Genomic DNA, 15,960 nt, shown 5'->3' on the forward strand with positions numbered 1-15,960 from the left:
AACGATTACTCCTTAATAAGTTTTTCTGTCACTTCGATTATTCCTGATTTTTTGACCGCACCTCTGAGTCTTTCTTTCTCTTCACCGTTTTTGAAGAAAACGAGTGTGGGTGCCGCCTGTACTTCATATTCCGATGCAAGCTCGGAATCAAAATTAACATTTATCTTTGCAATTTTCAGCTTGCCCTCATACTCTTTTTCAAGTTCAAAGAGTACGGGTGAAAGTCTTTTGCAAGGGATACAGCTGTCGGAATAAAAATCCGCAAGCACGAGTGTATCGGCTGAAAGAACTTCGCTCTGAAAATTGTCTTTGCTTACTCTCTGCGGCATTTAATCACCAACCTTTTCAACAATCAGGTCATATGTGCCGTCCTCGTTGTCAATGAGCTTGAGAATTTTGTGTCCCTCTTCCTTGATACTTCTCGGAACATTCTGAACAGGCTCGCCGTCATTCATTTTGATTGAAAGGATCTGACCTTCGTCAAGCTCTTCAAGGGTAACCTTTGCCTTTACAAAAGTTGTCGGGCATACCACATCGGTAATATCTACTGTATCGTCAATTACAAAATCAGCCATTGTAAACCTCCAAAATTCTCTGTTCAAATTTCTCTCTGCCTACTCTGTCGATTGTAAACTTAAAGCGTTCGCTCGGCTTTGCGTTTTCTGCAAAGAAGTTAAGAGCGGCATCACAGATTTCCATAAGTTTTTCTTTATTTTCGATAAACGGAATAATTGTTTCGCCCTTGTTGATTGAGTTGCCGAAAAGTCCGCCGAATGAAACAATGTAGCCGTGAATTGTGTCCCACGCATCTGTCGGGCAAGCCTTGAAGCATCTGCCGCAGTAGTTACACTTTGAATTGTCAACGGAAATTTTCCCGTCCTCAAGAGTGATTGCACCCTGACGGCAGGCCTTTACACAGACTCCGCAGCCGATACAAGCGTCCTCTTTCCATGAAACCTTGATTCCTCCCTTGATACCGACATCGTTTTCCTCGGCTTTAAGGCAGTTGTTCTGACAGCCTGTTATGCCGAACTTGAACTTGTGCGGAAGTTCCTTTGCAAAATATCTGTCGTCAAGCTCCTTTGCAAGAGCGTATGTATCAATACAACCGCTTGGACAGATTGCCTCACCCTGACAGGCTGTAATTGTTCTTACTCTCGGACCGCAAACGCCCGGCTCAACATCGCCCTCGGCAAGTGCGTCCTTAACTGCCTCAACATCATCAAGCTTTACAAAAGGAATTTCAACACTTTGTCTTGATGTGAGGTGAACATAACCGTCACCGTAGTTTTCCGAAACCTCGGCAATTTTCGCAAGCTGTTTAGCTGTGAGGTTGCCGCCTACAACTCTGAGCCTGAGCGAAAAATTATTTTTCTGTTTTTGACGCATAAAGCCGCCCTTTTTAAGCGTAGCATAATCAACTGCCATTTCTCTTACTCCTCCGATTCATTCACATTTATACTGTCTACAGCCTGTTTGAAGTCAGACTTTAAATCCTCAATATCTTCAATGCCGACGCTGATTCTTATTGTGTCATCAAACACGCCTGCGTTTCTTTTTTGTTCTTCTGTTCCGTGAGCGTAAATTGTGCTTGACGGATGAATTACAAGTGTTCTTGTGTCGCCTATATTTGTTGCATTTGTTGCATACTTTAAATTGTTGATAAGCTTAAACGCTCTTTCTTTACTTCCTGCCCTGATTGTGAGGATTGCACCGCCTTTTCCCTTCAACAGCTTTTGACAAAGACTGTAATATGGAGAAGCTTCAAGAGCCGGATAGTTGACTTCGATTCCGTTTTGTGTTTCAAAGAACTTTGCAAGCTCAATAGCGTTGTAACAAAGACGCTCCATACGAAGTCCGAGCGTTTCAAGTCCGACAGAGTTCATAAAAGCATTAAACGGTGCAAGGCAACAGCCTATGTTTCGCCAGATACCGTTTCTCAGCTTTGCAACATATGCAAGCCGACCGAATTTTTTGTACTCTGCAAGACCTTTGTATCTTTCCGTATTCCATTCAAAATTGCCGCTGTCAACGATTATTCCGCTGATTGAATTTCCGCCGCCGTTAATGTACTTTGACGAGGAATGAACAACGATGTCCGCACCGTGTTCAAACGGCTGAATAAGATACGGAGTTGCCGTTGTGCTGTCGATAATGAGCGGAACACCGTGTGAATGAACAAGCTCTGATACAGCGTCAAGATCGGCAATTTCAAGTCCGGGATTGCCGATAAGCTCGGCAAAGACTGCTTTTGTTTTTTCGTTTATGAGCGGTTCAATCTCCTCGGCTGTCACCTTGTTGACATATCGTGTAACAATTCCGAAAGGCTCAAGATCTCCAAACAAATCAATTGTTCCGCCAAAAAGACCTGCGCTTGCTATTACCTCGTCACCTGATTCAAGAATGTTCAGGAGTGCCATCGTAACGGCTGCCATACCTGACGAACACGCAACCGCACCGACACCGTTTTCAATGGAAGCAATTCTGTTCTCAAAAGATGTTACCGTGGGATTGCCTATTCGAGAGTAGGCGTAGCCGGGAGCTCTGTTGTTGAACACCTTTTCAAGCTGTTCGGCAGAGCTGTGCGAAAATGCACTGACCTGATATATGGGAGTTAAGGTTGAGCCAAAAACCTTTTCACCGTTAAACCCCTTGTGAAGTAATGCGGTGTTAAACTCCATAATATCACCAACCCCTTAATTTCATACAACCAACCCTTTTGTGTAAGACCGTCGTAAGAATTTGTCTGACGGCTTCGATTGATATAGGTAGATTATACTCCATTAATCATAGTATTTCAATAGGTTTAATAAGATTTTACCTGTTGCACAATTTTTCTTTAAAATTTGCCGTAATTCCATTATTTCCTACAATGCATATTTGTTTAGTAGGTATTGATTTTTAAATTAAAAACTGTTACCATTATTATATACTCTTTCAGCAAACAAAACGCACGGAAAGGAGATGCTAAAATTGAAGATTTCAACAAAGGTGGAATTCGGAATCATCGCTGTTATTGACATTGCGTCACACTCACTAAACGGCAATGCGGTAACAACTCCCGAAATTGCCAAACGGCAAAATATATCTAAAAAGTATCTTGAACAGATTCTCTCATCACTCAGCTCGGCAGGACTTGTGCGAGGTCAGAAGGGTTCAAACGGCGGTTATGTTATTGCAAAAAACCTTAAAGAGATTACATTCAAGGATATCATAAACGCACTTGACGCAAATGTTCTGAGCAATGTTTATTTTAACACTCGGGGCGATGATGATGTTATGATAAGACTTATCGACAACAGTCTTTGGTCGAAGATGTCGTCATATCTTCAGGAATATGCCGAAAGCATTACACTTGCACAGCTTTGCGATGAGTATATCAAAAACAATGAAATTGAACACAACATTCCGATGTACTACATCTGATAGATTACAAACAAAAAGCCACCGATTTTTATGTCGGTGGCTTTTCTTGTTTTTATCGGATTTTATTTAAAGCTTTCAATAACCTGACAGGTTTTTTCAATGTCATCTTCCGTGTGTGCAAATGAAACAAACATCGCCTCAAACTGTGACGGTGCGGCATAGATTCCGTTTTCAAGCAGATGATTGTAATACTCGGCATATCTCTTTGTGTCGGCTGTTGTTGCCGTATCATAGTCAACAACCTTTTTGTCGGTAAAAAATGCCGTCATAATCGAACCCACACGGTTCACATTAAGTCCTGCGTTCTTCATTGCATTTCCAATCTTTGCAGACTTGCGTTCAAGCCCGGGATATATCGAATCTTTATTTTTTTCAAGAATTTTAAGCGTTGCAATGCCTGCACTTACCGCTACCGGATTTCCCGAAAGTGTGCCTGCCTGATAAACAGAACCGAGAGGAGCAACACACTCCATAATCTCTTTTCGTCCTCCGTAAACCGCAAGCGGCATTCCGCCGCCGACAATTTTTCCGAGGGTTGTAAGGTCGGGTTTTACTCCGTAAAGCTTTTGAGCACCGCCGAGTGAAAGTCTGAAGCCTGTGATTACTTCATCAAAAATAAGAAGTGAACCATGCTTTTCAGTGATTTCACGCAGGAATTTTAAAAATCCTTTTTTGGGCGGAACAACACCCATATTTGCGGCACAAGGCTCAACGATTACACAGGCAATTTCATCACCGCAGTTATCAAAAAGCTGTTGTACGGATTCTTCATCATTATACTTTGCAAGCAAAGTTGTGTCTGTGTAGCCTTTCGGCACACCTGCGCTGTTCGGAATTGAGTTTGTCAGAAGTCCCGAACCGCCCTTTACAAGCAAGCCGTCGGAATGGCCGTGATAACAGCCCTCGAATTTTACAATTTTATTCCTTTTTGTAAAGCCTCTTGCGGCACGGATTGCACTCATAACCGCCTCTGTGCCTGAATTTACAAGTCGGAGCATTTCAATTGACGGCATATTTTTGCGGATAAGCTCGGCAAGTTCAATTTCTCCGCTGTGGCACGCACCGAATGTAAGTCCGTTCTGACAGGCAGAAGTCACGGCCTTGATAACATCAGGCTGTTTGTGACCGAGGATATTCGGTCCCCAGGAGCAGATATAGTCAATGAACTCGTTTCCGTCAACATCATAAATTTTTGAACCCTCTGCACGGTCGATAAAAAGCGGAGTTCTTCCGACCGAACGACACGCACGGACAGGACTGTTCACACCGCCGGGCATAAAGTCAAGCGCCTGTGCGTATAGCTTTTCGCTTTGAGTTGTATTCATAAAAGCACTTCCCTATTTGTAAAATTCGTCAATCCATTTTGCAACATCAAGTGCGTGGTATGTGATTATGATATCCGCACCCGCCCTCTTGATTGCAATCATATTTTCGCACACAATTTTCTTTTCGTCAATCCAGCCTTTTTCGGCAGCCGCCTTGACCATTGCATATTCACCGCTTACATTATAGGCAACAAGCGGAAGGTCAAAGCGTTCGCTTGCGGCTTTTACGATATCGAGATATGCAAGTGCAGGCTTGACCATAACCATATCCGCACCCTCGTCAATATCATCTGCAATTTCACGCAGAGCCTCTTTGCCGTTTGCGTAATCCATCTGATAGCTTTTTCTGTCGCCAAATTCGGGGGCAGATTCTGCGGCGTCACGGAACGGCGAATAGTAGCCTGAGGCAAATTTTGCACTGTATGACATAATCGGAGTGTTGATAAGTCCGTTTTCGTCAAGTGCGTTTCTGATTGCAGACACTCTGCCGTCCATCATATCCGACGGAGCGATGATATCCGCACCTGCTTTTGCAAGGCTAACAGCCATTTTAGAGAGGAGCGGAAGTGTTTCGTCATTGAGAATTTCGTGACCGCAAACAACACCGCAATGACCGTGACTTGTGTATTCACAAAGGCAGACATCGGCAATAATAAGGAGTGACGGATAATTTTTCTTTATGTATCTGATTGCGTTCTGAGTTACACCGTTATCGTCATAGGCTGATGTTGCAAGCTCGTCTTTATGCTTTGGAATTCCGAAAATAAGAAGTCCTGCAATGCCGCTGTTTTCAATTTCTTTAAGAATCTCGTCTGCTCTGTCAAGTGAATATTGGTAGACATTCGGCATTGAATCAACAGGCTTTTTAATATTTTCACCCTCTGCAATAAAAATCGGGTAAATCAAATCGCCCTTGTCAATTCTTGTTTCACGAACAAGACTGCGAATCTGCTCGCCTGCTCTTAATCTTCTGAATCTTCTCATATATTTATCCTTCTTTCAAAGTTACTTCCTTGATTATAGTTTTCAAAATTCCGTCTGTGTCCTTCGTTTTTGCAATCCTGAACGAATTTACGCCGTGACTTTCAAGTGCCTCGGCGGTAATTTCACCTATGCAGACAACGGAAGTTCTGTCGGAAATAGTTGCTCCGCCGTCAAAAAATGTGTTCACACCCGACGCACTCGCAAAAGTGATAAAATCGGTATCAACAACGGAATTATCCTGTTTTTTCTCAAGCTGAATGTCATAGGTTTTTACATCGTCAAAGTCAATGTTGTTATCAGCCAAAATCCGAGTGAGTTCGGGCGAACCGTTTTCGGCACGCAGAATCAATACTTTTTCGCCGTTTTTCACCGTTTTTGCAAGCAAAATTCCAAGTTCACGGGTTGTGTAGACATTCGGAATACAGTCGGCAAAAATTCCGTACTTTTCAAGTACAGCCGCTGTTCCCGAACCAATCACCGCAAACTTAATATTTGCAAAACTGCGGATATCCTTTTTCAGCTTACGCAGTCGGCTCATAAAAATTTCTGCACCGTTCATACTTGTAAGCACCACATAATCGTAGCCGTCAATACCGTTTATTGCATTGTCAAAAACCTCGTTGTCATGATATTCAATCACCTTTAAAAGGTCGTGTCTTTTGACCTCCGCACCCGAAAGCGTAAGCATTTTGCCGAGCTTGTCGGAAAGTTTTCTCGTACCCGTAACGGTAACCGAAACATTTTTCAAAGGTCTTGTAATTGTGGGGGCAAAGTCAAATTTTGCGGTTTCGCCAACCACTATAACGGCAGGCGGTACAACCTCTGCTGATTTAACATTTTCGCAGATTGTCGAGAGAGTTCCCCTCACGGTCTGATTTTTTGCACAAGCGCCGTTTGACACAACGGCAACGGGAGTATCCTCCGATTTACCGTTACGAATGAGATTTTCCACAATGTCGGGGAGGTTTCTCAATCCCATAAGAAAGACAAGCGTTCCGTCGGTTTCGGCACACTTCTTTATATTTTCGGGCAGGGTGTCCTGTGCCGTATGTCCCGTGATTATATGAACACTTCGGCTCAGATTTCTGTGTGTAACAGGGATTCCCGCAAGTTCGGGAACGGCAATCGAGGAAGAAATTCCGGGTACAATATCAAACGGAATATCGGCACTTTTGAGGGTTTCAATTTCCTCTCCGCCTCTGCCGAACACGAACGGATCGCCGCCTTTAAGACGAACAACCGTTTTGCCCTCTCTCGCCTTTTCAACAAGGATTTCGTTAATATTTTCCTGCTTTTCGCTGTGTCTGCCCGAACGCTTTCCAACGCAGATTTTTTCAGCCGTTTCGGGTGCAAAACCGAGCAATGACACATCTATAAGGCTGTCGTAAACAAGCACATCGCAATGTCTGATATACTCCGTACCACGCATTGTTATCAGGTCAAAATCGCCGCATCCCGCACCGACAATATACACTCTTCCGTTACTCAATTTCGCTCACCAGCCTTTTTGCAAGTTTGATTCTGTTTGAAATTTCATCTGTTCCGCTGACAGTTTTTTTGCAGTCGGCAGACAGAGAAAGCGTTATCCTGTCGTTTTCAACCTTTGAAATTGCACCGATGGGAGTTGAACAATCGGCATTGAGGCTGTGCAAAACCTGTCTTTCGGTTTCAAACGAAAGCATTGTATTTTTGTCGCTGATTTCAGCGAGCATTTTGGAAACCTCGCTGTTTTTTCTGCTTTCAATTGCAACTATTCCCTGACACGGTGCAGGGAGAAATTCATCGGTATCAAACGGAGTTACCGTATAATCCTCACCATTGCAAAGGTCAAGTCTTTCAAGCCCTGCCTTTGCAAGCACAAGAGCATCGTACTCACCGTTCAACAGCTTTTTAAGTCTGGTGTCAACATTGCCCCTTATATCCTTGAATTTTGCATTAGGATAGACTTTCTCCGCAAAAAGTTTTCGCCTTAAACTGCCTGTTCCGATGACAAAGCCATCCTTTATTTCAAAATTGTTGCGTGTAACAAAAACATCGCCGAAGCTGCCCCTTGGCAACACGGCGGAAATTTCAAGTCCGTCTGCAATTTTTGTCGGCAAGTCCTTTGCACTGTGAACGGCAACATCTGTTTCTCCGCTCAAAAGTGACATTTCAAGTTCCTTGATGAACACACCTTTTCCGCCTAAAGCTGCAAGCGGTTTGTCAAGGGTTTTGTCACCTGTTGTCGAAATGTAAACCGTTTTAATTTTAACATTTGGAAAACGGTTTTTCAGCGTTTTTATTAACATTTCGGTTTGTGCAAGGGCAAGCCTGCTTTTTCTTGTTCCGATTTTTATCGTCATTGTTCGTATTCCTCAATCAAATTTTCAACAGTTTTTTCATCGGGTTCAAGTCCCGAAAGGCAAAGCGAAAGAAGCTGTTCAAAAATCTTCCTTCTATCATCTTCCTTTTCAACTTTCTCCTTAATTATCGGGCGATATTTCCACAAAACCTCGGTTGTATTTTCGTTCATACTTTCAAGGATTCCCACAAAAAGCTCTTTAAGATATTTTGCGTAAATCGGACTTTTGCCCGATGTTGTAATTCCTGCCGTTATGCCGTTTTTGCTTGCAATTGCAGGAAAAATAAATCCGCATTTTTCCTTATCGTCAACTGTGTTGACAAGAATATTTTTCTCGTTGCAAAGCTGAAAAATTCTGCCGTTGAGCGTTTCATCATCGGTTGCGCTGATAACGCAAAACGCACCGTCAAGGTCGCTGTCACAAAATCTGCGGTCAATGATTTTCACATTCAAAGCCTTGATTTCATCGCAAATTTTCGGGGCAACAACGGTTATGTCCGGCGAAAACGGCGTCAGCTTTTCAATCTTTCTGAGTGCAACCGTACCGCCGCCGACTACAAGTATTTTTTTGTTTTCAATGTCAATATAAAACGGGAAGTATGCCATTAGTTATTCTCTCCGCACTTTCTGTAGATTTCAAGAATTCTTGCAAATTCTTCTGCCGAAACATCGGATTTCAGCTTATAAATGAATTTTTCCGAAAAATCTGACGGCATTGCGTTTTTCACAGACTGCATACACGGCAAAAATTCGTGAAAGGCAAGGTCTTTTTTGAGAACTTCAATTTCCTCAAAAATTATTTCTTTTGCACTTTCAACACTGTCGAGTTTGAGAGCATTGTTCTCGTTTGCAAGCTGTTTTATGCAGTCAATGTTAATCAGCCTTACTCCGCTTATTTTGGGGATATTTTCGTCAATGTCGGGCGGTACGGCAAGGTCAATAAACAGCCTTGATTTTTCGGTTTTTATATTGTTTTTTAAATCATAATATGTAACCGTGTAATGCGGTCCGCTTGTGGCACTGATTACGCAGTCTGCAAAATCAAACGCTTTGTATCTTTCGTCATAATCAATCACATTCGCACCCGTATTTTCAAAAACAGTTTCTGCTTTATGTTTTCGTGAAGTCACGGTAACGCTTATACCTTTGTGCGACAAGAGATTTTTCACAACAGTTGAGCCGACCTTGCCTGTTGCACCGATTACAAGGACATTCAGCTCACCGTCTTTGAATTTTGCCGCCTCGTTTGATGCAAGAGTTGCAACGGAAACCGATGTTTTTGAAATGGCGGTTTCGGTCTTGATTTTTTTTGCACAGGCAACAGCCGCCTGAACGCACATATTAAGCTCATATGCAACCGTGCCGTTGTCCTTTGCAAAGGCGTAGGCTCGCTTTAGCTGACCGAGTATTTCATCTTCACCGATAACCATTGATTCAATTCCGCCCGCCACCCTGAAAAGATGGAGCAATGCCCTGTCACCGTAGAAAAGACAGATGTACTTTTTTAGTTCGTCAAAATCAATTCCCGAAAAATCCGAAAGAACGGTTTCAACCGTTTTCACAGATGATTCGTCACCGCAAAAATAAACCTCGGTTCTGTTGCAGGTGCAGAGAATCAAACACTCGCTGATATTTTCAGAATAATAAAGTTCGTCAAGAAATGTCTTTTTTTGCTCATCGGGAAAGGCAAGCTTCTTTCTCACAACCACATTTGAAGTTTTGTGACTTACGCTCAGGCAGTACATAAAAATTTCGCTCCGTTACAAATAAAATCCGACAGTAAAATACACTTTTAAAGTTATTTTATTACTGCCGACAGCTATTGTCAATTAAAGTTAGTCAGTTATTTTACCACTAAACCTATCTGTTTGGTATGTTTTGATTATACTACATTCACCATTCCATGTCAATAAATTTCGGGTTTTGCTTGACAAAAACAGTGATTACAATATAAACTATACAAAGATACCTCCCGTCAGCAAACAGCGGGAGTTTTATTCCGATGTAAATACTTATTGTACCGATAGGAATACTAAATGATTTGAATATGTATTAAGGAGCGTTTTTATGCTTAATCAGTTTTCAAGAACACAGCTTTTGATTGGCAAAGAAGCTATGGACAGGCTTTCAAAAACAAGAGTTGCAATTTTCGGAATCGGCGGTGTAGGCGGATACACGGCGGAGGCTCTTGCAAGGAGCGGAGTCGGCGAGCTTGACCTTATTGACGATGACAAGGTGTGCCTTACAAACATCAATCGCCAGATTTTTGCAACAAGAAAAACAGTAGGCAAATACAAGGTTGATGTTGCAGAGGAAAGGCTCAAGGACATCAATCCCGACATAATCATCAACAAACACCAAACCTTCTACACTCCCGAAACCTCGGAAAAATTCGACTTTTCAAAATACGACTATGTAGTTGACGCAATTGACACGGTAACAGGCAAAATTGAGCTTGTTATGCAAGCCGACAAAGCCAAGACGCCTATCATCTGTTCAATGGGAGCAGGCAACAAACTTGATCCTACAGCGTTTGAGGTTGCCGACATTTACAAAACCTCGGTTTGTCCTCTTGCAAGGGTTATGAGACACGAACTCAAAAAGAGAGGTATCAAAAAGCTGAAGGTTGTTTATTCAAAGGAAAAGCCTATCACACCCGTTGACGATATGGCAATAAGCTGTAAAACAAATTGCATATGCCCTCCCGAAACTGAGAGAAAATGCACCCAACGCAGACAGGTTCCCGGCAGTACCGCATTTGTTCCGTCGGTTGCAGGTCTTATCATAGCCGGCGAAGTTATCAAGGATTTGATTAAGTAAATATAATTTTTAACAAAGCAAAGCACCGAGAGAAATTACCCTCGGTGCTTTGCTTGTTTTTATAGGATTTTTTACAGTTGATATCGTGATTAAACAGATTAGATGATAACCGATTCTTCCTGAAGTGATTTGTTACGGAGAATCTGAACCTCATCGCCTTTGGTAATGAAAAGCCGATAAAGAAATACATTGACCTTTTCTCCGACGGTAATCGGAGTTTCGTCAAGTCCTCTGTACGCATAAACCGTGCCTCCGTCACATTTTACGGCAATTTCGATATTGTCGCCTCTGAACGAAGTCTTTATAACCTCACCGACGGATACAGACGCTTTTTGTGCGGTTGTTTCGCTGAGCTTTGTCACCTTTACAAATTCGGGACGGATAACTGCACGGTCAACATTATCGACAACATCAAAGGTCTTGAACTTTGTATAATCGTCAAGCGTAGTAGTCTGACCGAAAAATGATGCGGAAAATGCGGTTTGAGGATGCTGATAAATGTCAATCGGCGAGCCTATCTGCTCAATTCTGCCCTTGTTTGTAATTATAATTTCATCGGCAACTTCAATAGCCTCGCTCTGATCGTGAGTTACAAATATACTTGTAACGCCGAGTCTTTCAATCATATCTTTAAGCCATGAGCGAAGCTCCTGCCTAACCTTTGCGTCAATTGCGGCAAAGGGTTCGTCAAGCAGAAGAAGATTCGGGTTTGGCGCAAGCGCTCTTGCAAAGGCAACACGCTGTTTTTGACCGCCCGAAAGCTGGCTTGGATAACGCTTTTCAAGTCCTTCAAGACCGATAAGCTTTACAAGCTCGTTTACTCTTTCCTTGATAAATTTCTTGCTCTTTTTCTGAATTTTCAGACCGAAAGCAATGTTATCAAAAACTGTCATATATCTGAAAAGAGCGTAGTTTTGGAATACAAAGCCTATGCCTCTTTTGCTTGCGGGAATATCGTTGACAACCTTTCCGTCAATTACAATTTCGCCGCTGTCGGGATTTTCAAGTCCTGCAATCATACGAAGAATTGTTGTTTTGCCGCTGCCCGAAGGACCGAGAAGTCCGATAAGCCTGCCCTTTTCAATACCAAAGTTTACATTGTCGGATGCCTTGTAGTCACCGAAAGTTTTATTTATATTTTTAAGCTCAACATACATTACGCATCCTTCTTTCCTTTGTATTCAACCACACTTCTGATAATCAAAATCGCAATCGCCATAAGCACAAGTATTGATGAAACCGCAAATGCGGGAACATACTTGAACTCGTTGAACAAAATTTCAACATGGAGAGGAAGTGTGTTTGTTTTTCCTCTTAAATGTCCCGAAATTACCGAAACTGCACCAAATTCACCCATTGCTCTTGCGGCACAGAGTACAACTCCGTAAAGGAATGCCCATTTTATGTGCGGAAATGTTATTTTTCTGAAAATTGTTGTGCCTTTTGCACCCATAAGTGCGGCGGCTTCTTCCTCATCCGTACCCTCTGATTCAAGCACGGGAATAAGCTCCCTTGAGATGAACGGGAATGTTACAAACACGGTTGCAAGGATAATTCCCGGAACGGCAAAGATAACCTTGATTCCAAGTTCGCTTAAAAGCGGATATATCGGGCTTTGTCTGCCGAATGTGAGTACAAATATAAGACCTGCGATTATGGGCGAAACCGTTACGGGGAGGTCGATGAGTGTTGTAAGAAGTTTTTTGCCCTTGAATCTGAACTTTGTAATTGACCAGGCGGCAAAAATTCCGAATACCGTATTGAACAGTACCGCAAACACGGTTGCCTCAACAGTAAGCACAATTGCCTTTACCGTGTAATCATCGCTGACAGCCTGCCAGAACACCTCTGCACCGCTTTTGAAAGCCTCGCAGATTACCGTAACAAGAGGAAGAACGAGCATTACGAATACAAATAAAAGTGCAATGCCTATGAGTATGTACTTTACAACCTTTGAACGCTTTGTTTCTTCGTACATTTTATCTTCCCCCTTTCAGAATTTTTGCATTTCTGTGCTGAACCATATTCACAAGGAACAAAATCAAAAAAGATGCGGCAAGCATTACAAGTGCGATTGCCGTTGCACTTTTGTAGTCATATTCCTGCAGCTCCGACATAATGATAAGCGGAGTGATTTCTGTTTCAAACGGCTTGTTGCCTGCAATAAAAACAACCGAACCGTACTCACCAAGACATCTTCCGAATGCAAGACCAAAGCCTGTGAGAACCGAGGGAAGAATTTCGGGAAGAATAATTTTTCTGAAAATTCTGAATCTGCCGGCACCCATAACTCCTGCCGCCTCTTCATAAACAGGATCAAGCTTTTCAAGAACAGGTTGAACTGCTCTTGTTACAAAAGGTATTCCCACAAATACAAGTGCAACCGTAATACCAACTCTTGTGTAGGCAATGCTTATGCCGAACTTTGCAAAAAATCCACCGATAAGACCTGTGTCGGCAGTCAAAGAAGTAAGTGCAATGCCTGCAACCGCTGTCGGAAGTGCAAACGGAAGCTCAATCATACCGTCAAGAATTCTTTTGCCGGGGAATTTGTAACGAACAAGCACCCACGCAAGAATTACACCCATGACGGCATTGATGAGAGATGCAATAAATGCGGTTATAAAACTAACCTTGTAGCTTGCAAGCACTCTTTCACGGGTGATTGCCTCCCAAAATTCAGAGGGGCTCATCTGTGCCGTATAAATAACGAGAGCGGCAAGAGGAATCAGCACAACAAGGCTTAATAATGTAATTGTTACACCCAAAGAAAGACCGAAGCCCGGGATTACTCTTTTTGCTTTTTTTGACTTTTTTGCCTGAACCATCATCACACCTGTTTCCCCTGTAAAATATCATCCGACATCAGACAGGATTGCCTATAAACTGCCTGATGTCATTTTTTAATCGGTTTTATTTTTTCTCATAAATTTTATCGAAGATACCGCCGTCTGCAAAGTGCTTTTTCTGAGCCTCGTCCCAACCGCCGAAATCGTTGATTGTTACAAGATTAATGTTGAGGTCGAACACATCGGAGTATTCCTTCAAAATTTCCTTATTATAAGGTCGGTAATAGTTATCGCCTGCAATACGCTGAGCCTCATCGCTGTAAAGATAACTTAAATACTCTGTTGCAACCTTTCGAGTACCTCTTTGGTCAACCACTTCGTCAACAACGGCAACAGACGGCTGTGCAAGAATGCTGACGCTCGGAGTAACGATTTCATACTCGTCGGGATTGTCCTTGATTGAAAGATACGCCTCATTCTCCCAAGCAAGAAGAACATCGCCCTGTCCGTTTTCTACAAATGAAGTTGTAGCACCTCTTGCGCCTGAGTCAAGCACAAGCACATTTTGATAAAGCTTTTTAATGAAATCTTCGATTTTTGCCTCATCACCGTTATATTTCTTGTCTGCATATGCCCAAGCGGCAAGGTAGTTCCATCTTGCACCGCCCGAAGTTTTCGGATTTGGAGTGATAACACCCACACCGTCTTTTGCAACATCGTCCCAATCCTTGATGTTTTTCGGATTACCTTTGCGAACAAGGAATACAATTGTTGAAGTGTATGGTGAAGAGTCATTGTCAAACTCATTTACCCAACCATCCTCAATCAGACCTGCGTCACGAATTGCGTTTACATCGTATTCAAGTGCGAGTGTTACAACATCCGCCTCAAGACCGTTTGCAACCTCAAGAGCCTGTTTGCCCGAACCGCCGTGTGACTGGGTAACTTCAACATCCTGTCCTGTTTCTTCTTTCCAATGCTTTGCAAAGATTTTGTTATATGATTCGTAAAGCTCTCGTGTAGGGTCATACGAAACATTTGTTAATGTTACTTTTGAATCGTTTGTTGTATCTTTATTTCCGCATCCTGTAAAGGCAACCGCTGACGCACCCAATACTGAAACTGCCAATACTGCCGATAATACTTTTGTTCTTAAATTTTTCATTTTGATTACCTCACTTCAAATTAATTTGATTTTAGATTCTGACAGGCAATTACATACAACAGTACGGCTTGCCTCCAAATGAGGTACACATTCGTATTTTCTTCAGATTGTAAATGTTTTTCATAAGCGTCACCTTTTGGATTTTTGAGGTTATTTTATTTAACCTACAATTCCTATCAATTTACTATGCGTTTCTTTGAGAACTATTTTATACTGTACAGGGTGAAAAGTCAAGGTAAAATTTTTACACATCCGACACTTTAGCAAATTGCAACAATACACAAGCAATATTTTTCGCAAAAATAGTAATAAAATCGAAAAAGCAGGCATAAAATAACGGATAGGTATTTTCAAATGAAATATGCCTATCCTAAAAAAGAAATATTTTTTTGCGTAAATCTATTGACAAATCTATATAAAAAAGGTATAGTAGTATTAAATCAATAATGATTATTATTTTATTCAAAAATTAAATACACAAAGGCGTATTGAGTATTTTAAATTTCAAAAAATTAATTTAACGGAGGAAATATTATGGCTAAAACAACAAAGTATTCGGGAACACAGACAGAAAAGAACCTTGAGGCTGCTTTTGCAGGCGAATCGCAGGCTCGTAACAAATACACATATTTTGCGTCTGTTGCCAAAAAGCAGGGCTTTGAGCAGATTGCAGACCTTTTCTTAAAAACGGCAGACAACGAGAAAGAACACGCAAAAATGTGGTTCAAGGAGCTTAACGGAATCGGCGACACAGCCGAAAATCTTCTTGCCGCTGCCGAGGGCGAAAACTACGAGTGGACAGATATGTACGAAGATTTCGCTAAAACTGCCGAGGAAGAAGGCTTTACAGAGCTTGCACACAAGTTCCGCCTTGTTGCCGCAATTGAAAAGCACCACGAAGAAAGATACCGTGCATTACTCCGCAATGTTGAAACTGCAGAAGTTTTCAAAAGGAGCGAAATCAAGGTTTGGGAATGCCGTAACTGCGGTCACATTGTTGTAGGCAAAGAGGCTCCCGAGGTTTGCCCCGTCTGCAACCACCCACAGAGCTATTTTGAAATCCACGCAGAAAACTACTAATTCTGATTTAATCAAATATATAAAGGAAAC

The 15,960-nt window shown here is 42.1% G+C and carries 17 protein-coding genes; 3 read left to right on the forward strand and 14 right to left on the reverse strand.

The features are described 5' to 3' along the window. Positions 1 to 5 precede the first annotated feature (5 nt). The 4 genes from AC2HW8_RS00630 to AC2HW8_RS00645 are packed head-to-tail and all read right to left on the reverse strand — an operon-like array spanning position 6 to position 2,681. Positions 6 to 329: a thioredoxin family protein gene (locus AC2HW8_RS00630; protein WP_303671584.1), complete on the reverse strand. Its 324-nt coding sequence runs from the start codon at positions 327 to 329 to the stop codon at positions 6 to 8. Continuing rightward, positions 330 to 575 carry a sulfurtransferase TusA family protein gene (locus AC2HW8_RS00635; RefSeq protein ID WP_484327006.1) on the reverse strand — a complete coding sequence of 82 codons (246 nt, stop codon included), beginning with the start codon at positions 573 to 575 and terminating at the stop codon, positions 330 to 332. Beyond that, positions 568 to 1,428, reverse strand: a complete 861-nt coding sequence (locus AC2HW8_RS00640) for a 4Fe-4S binding protein (RefSeq protein ID WP_101029430.1) — start codon at positions 1,426 to 1,428, stop codon at positions 568 to 570. Before AC2HW8_RS00640 ends, AC2HW8_RS00635 begins: the two co-directional genes overlap by 8 nt. A gap of 5 nt (positions 1,429 to 1,433) precedes the next feature. Beyond that, positions 1,434 to 2,681, reverse strand: coding sequence for an O-acetylhomoserine aminocarboxypropyltransferase/cysteine synthase family protein (locus AC2HW8_RS00645; RefSeq protein ID WP_117951003.1), 1,248 nt, complete (start codon positions 2,679 to 2,681; stop codon positions 1,434 to 1,436). 292 nt (positions 2,682 to 2,973) lie between these two features. On the opposite strand from AC2HW8_RS00645, the gene AC2HW8_RS00650 reads away from it, so the two are divergent. Next, the gene (locus tag AC2HW8_RS00650) at positions 2,974 to 3,426 is read left to right on the forward strand and encodes an RrF2 family transcriptional regulator (protein ID WP_046432502.1); all 453 of its coding nucleotides are present in this window, start codon (positions 2,974 to 2,976) and stop codon (positions 3,424 to 3,426) included. A gap of 62 nt (positions 3,427 to 3,488) precedes the next feature. On the opposite strand, the gene hemL is transcribed toward AC2HW8_RS00650, so the two are convergent. From hemL to hemA, 6 genes are read right to left on the reverse strand one after another with little or no spacing between them, the layout of a single operon-like run. Continuing rightward, a complete protein-coding gene (gene hemL / locus AC2HW8_RS00655) occupies positions 3,489 to 4,751 on the reverse strand; it encodes a glutamate-1-semialdehyde 2,1-aminomutase (RefSeq protein ID WP_484327007.1) in 1,263 nt (420 codons plus the stop codon). Positions 4,752 to 4,763: 12 nt separating this feature from the next. Then, positions 4,764 to 5,735: a porphobilinogen synthase gene (hemB, locus tag AC2HW8_RS00660; protein WP_117519905.1), complete on the reverse strand. Its 972-nt coding sequence runs from the start codon at positions 5,733 to 5,735 to the stop codon at positions 4,764 to 4,766. Positions 5,736 to 5,739: 4 nt separating this feature from the next. Then, positions 5,740 to 7,224 carry a uroporphyrinogen-III C-methyltransferase gene (gene cobA / locus AC2HW8_RS00665; RefSeq protein ID WP_484327008.1) on the reverse strand — a complete coding sequence of 495 codons (1,485 nt, stop codon included), beginning with the start codon at positions 7,222 to 7,224 and terminating at the stop codon, positions 5,740 to 5,742. Continuing rightward, entirely contained in the window at positions 7,217 to 8,077 is an 861-nt protein-coding gene (gene hemC, locus AC2HW8_RS00670; protein ID WP_117519909.1) for a hydroxymethylbilane synthase, read from the reverse strand. The genes cobA and hemC overlap by 8 nt, the downstream gene beginning before the upstream one ends. Next, positions 8,074 to 8,682: a precorrin-2 dehydrogenase/sirohydrochlorin ferrochelatase family protein gene (locus AC2HW8_RS00675; RefSeq protein ID WP_117519911.1), complete on the reverse strand. Its 609-nt coding sequence runs from the start codon at positions 8,680 to 8,682 to the stop codon at positions 8,074 to 8,076. The genes hemC and AC2HW8_RS00675 overlap by 4 nt, the downstream gene beginning before the upstream one ends. Beyond that, positions 8,682 to 9,821: a glutamyl-tRNA reductase gene (gene hemA, locus AC2HW8_RS00680; protein WP_117519913.1), complete on the reverse strand. Its 1,140-nt coding sequence runs from the start codon at positions 9,819 to 9,821 to the stop codon at positions 8,682 to 8,684. Before hemA ends, AC2HW8_RS00675 begins: the two co-directional genes overlap by 1 nt. Positions 9,822 to 10,143: 322 nt before the next feature. On the opposite strand from hemA, the gene AC2HW8_RS00685 reads away from it, so the two are divergent. After that, positions 10,144 to 10,896 carry a tRNA threonylcarbamoyladenosine dehydratase gene (locus AC2HW8_RS00685; RefSeq protein ID WP_015523478.1) on the forward strand — a complete coding sequence of 251 codons (753 nt, stop codon included), beginning with the start codon at positions 10,144 to 10,146 and terminating at the stop codon, positions 10,894 to 10,896. A 98-nt stretch (positions 10,897 to 10,994) separates the two neighbouring features. Here the strand turns inward: AC2HW8_RS00685 and AC2HW8_RS00690 are convergent, their stop codons facing one another. The 4 genes from AC2HW8_RS00690 to AC2HW8_RS00705 form a co-directional block, all read right to left on the reverse strand. Next, a complete protein-coding gene (locus AC2HW8_RS00690; protein ID WP_021883726.1) occupies positions 10,995 to 12,053 on the reverse strand; it encodes a sulfate/molybdate ABC transporter ATP-binding protein in 1,059 nt (352 codons plus the stop codon). Beyond that, entirely contained in the window at positions 12,053 to 12,874 is an 822-nt protein-coding gene (gene cysW / locus AC2HW8_RS00695) for a sulfate ABC transporter permease subunit CysW (RefSeq protein WP_021883727.1), read from the reverse strand. The genes AC2HW8_RS00690 and cysW overlap by 1 nt, the downstream gene beginning before the upstream one ends. A gap of 1 nt (position 12,875) precedes the next feature. Next, positions 12,876 to 13,727 (reverse strand): sulfate ABC transporter permease subunit CysT, encoded by an 852-nt coding sequence (cysT, locus tag AC2HW8_RS00700; RefSeq protein ID WP_101070216.1) that lies wholly within the window; start codon positions 13,725 to 13,727, stop codon positions 12,876 to 12,878. A gap of 82 nt (positions 13,728 to 13,809) precedes the next feature. After that, positions 13,810 to 14,850, reverse strand: a complete 1,041-nt coding sequence (locus tag AC2HW8_RS00705) for a sulfate ABC transporter substrate-binding protein (RefSeq protein ID WP_046432469.1) — start codon at positions 14,848 to 14,850, stop codon at positions 13,810 to 13,812. 534 nt (positions 14,851 to 15,384) lie between these two features. Here AC2HW8_RS00705 and rbr point away from each other — a divergent pair. Beyond that, positions 15,385 to 15,930: a rubrerythrin gene (gene rbr / locus AC2HW8_RS00710; protein WP_015523472.1), complete on the forward strand. Its 546-nt coding sequence runs from the start codon at positions 15,385 to 15,387 to the stop codon at positions 15,928 to 15,930. Positions 15,931 to 15,960: the final 30 nt, after the last annotated feature.

It is taken from the genome of Ruminococcoides sp., from assembly GCF_057037865.1.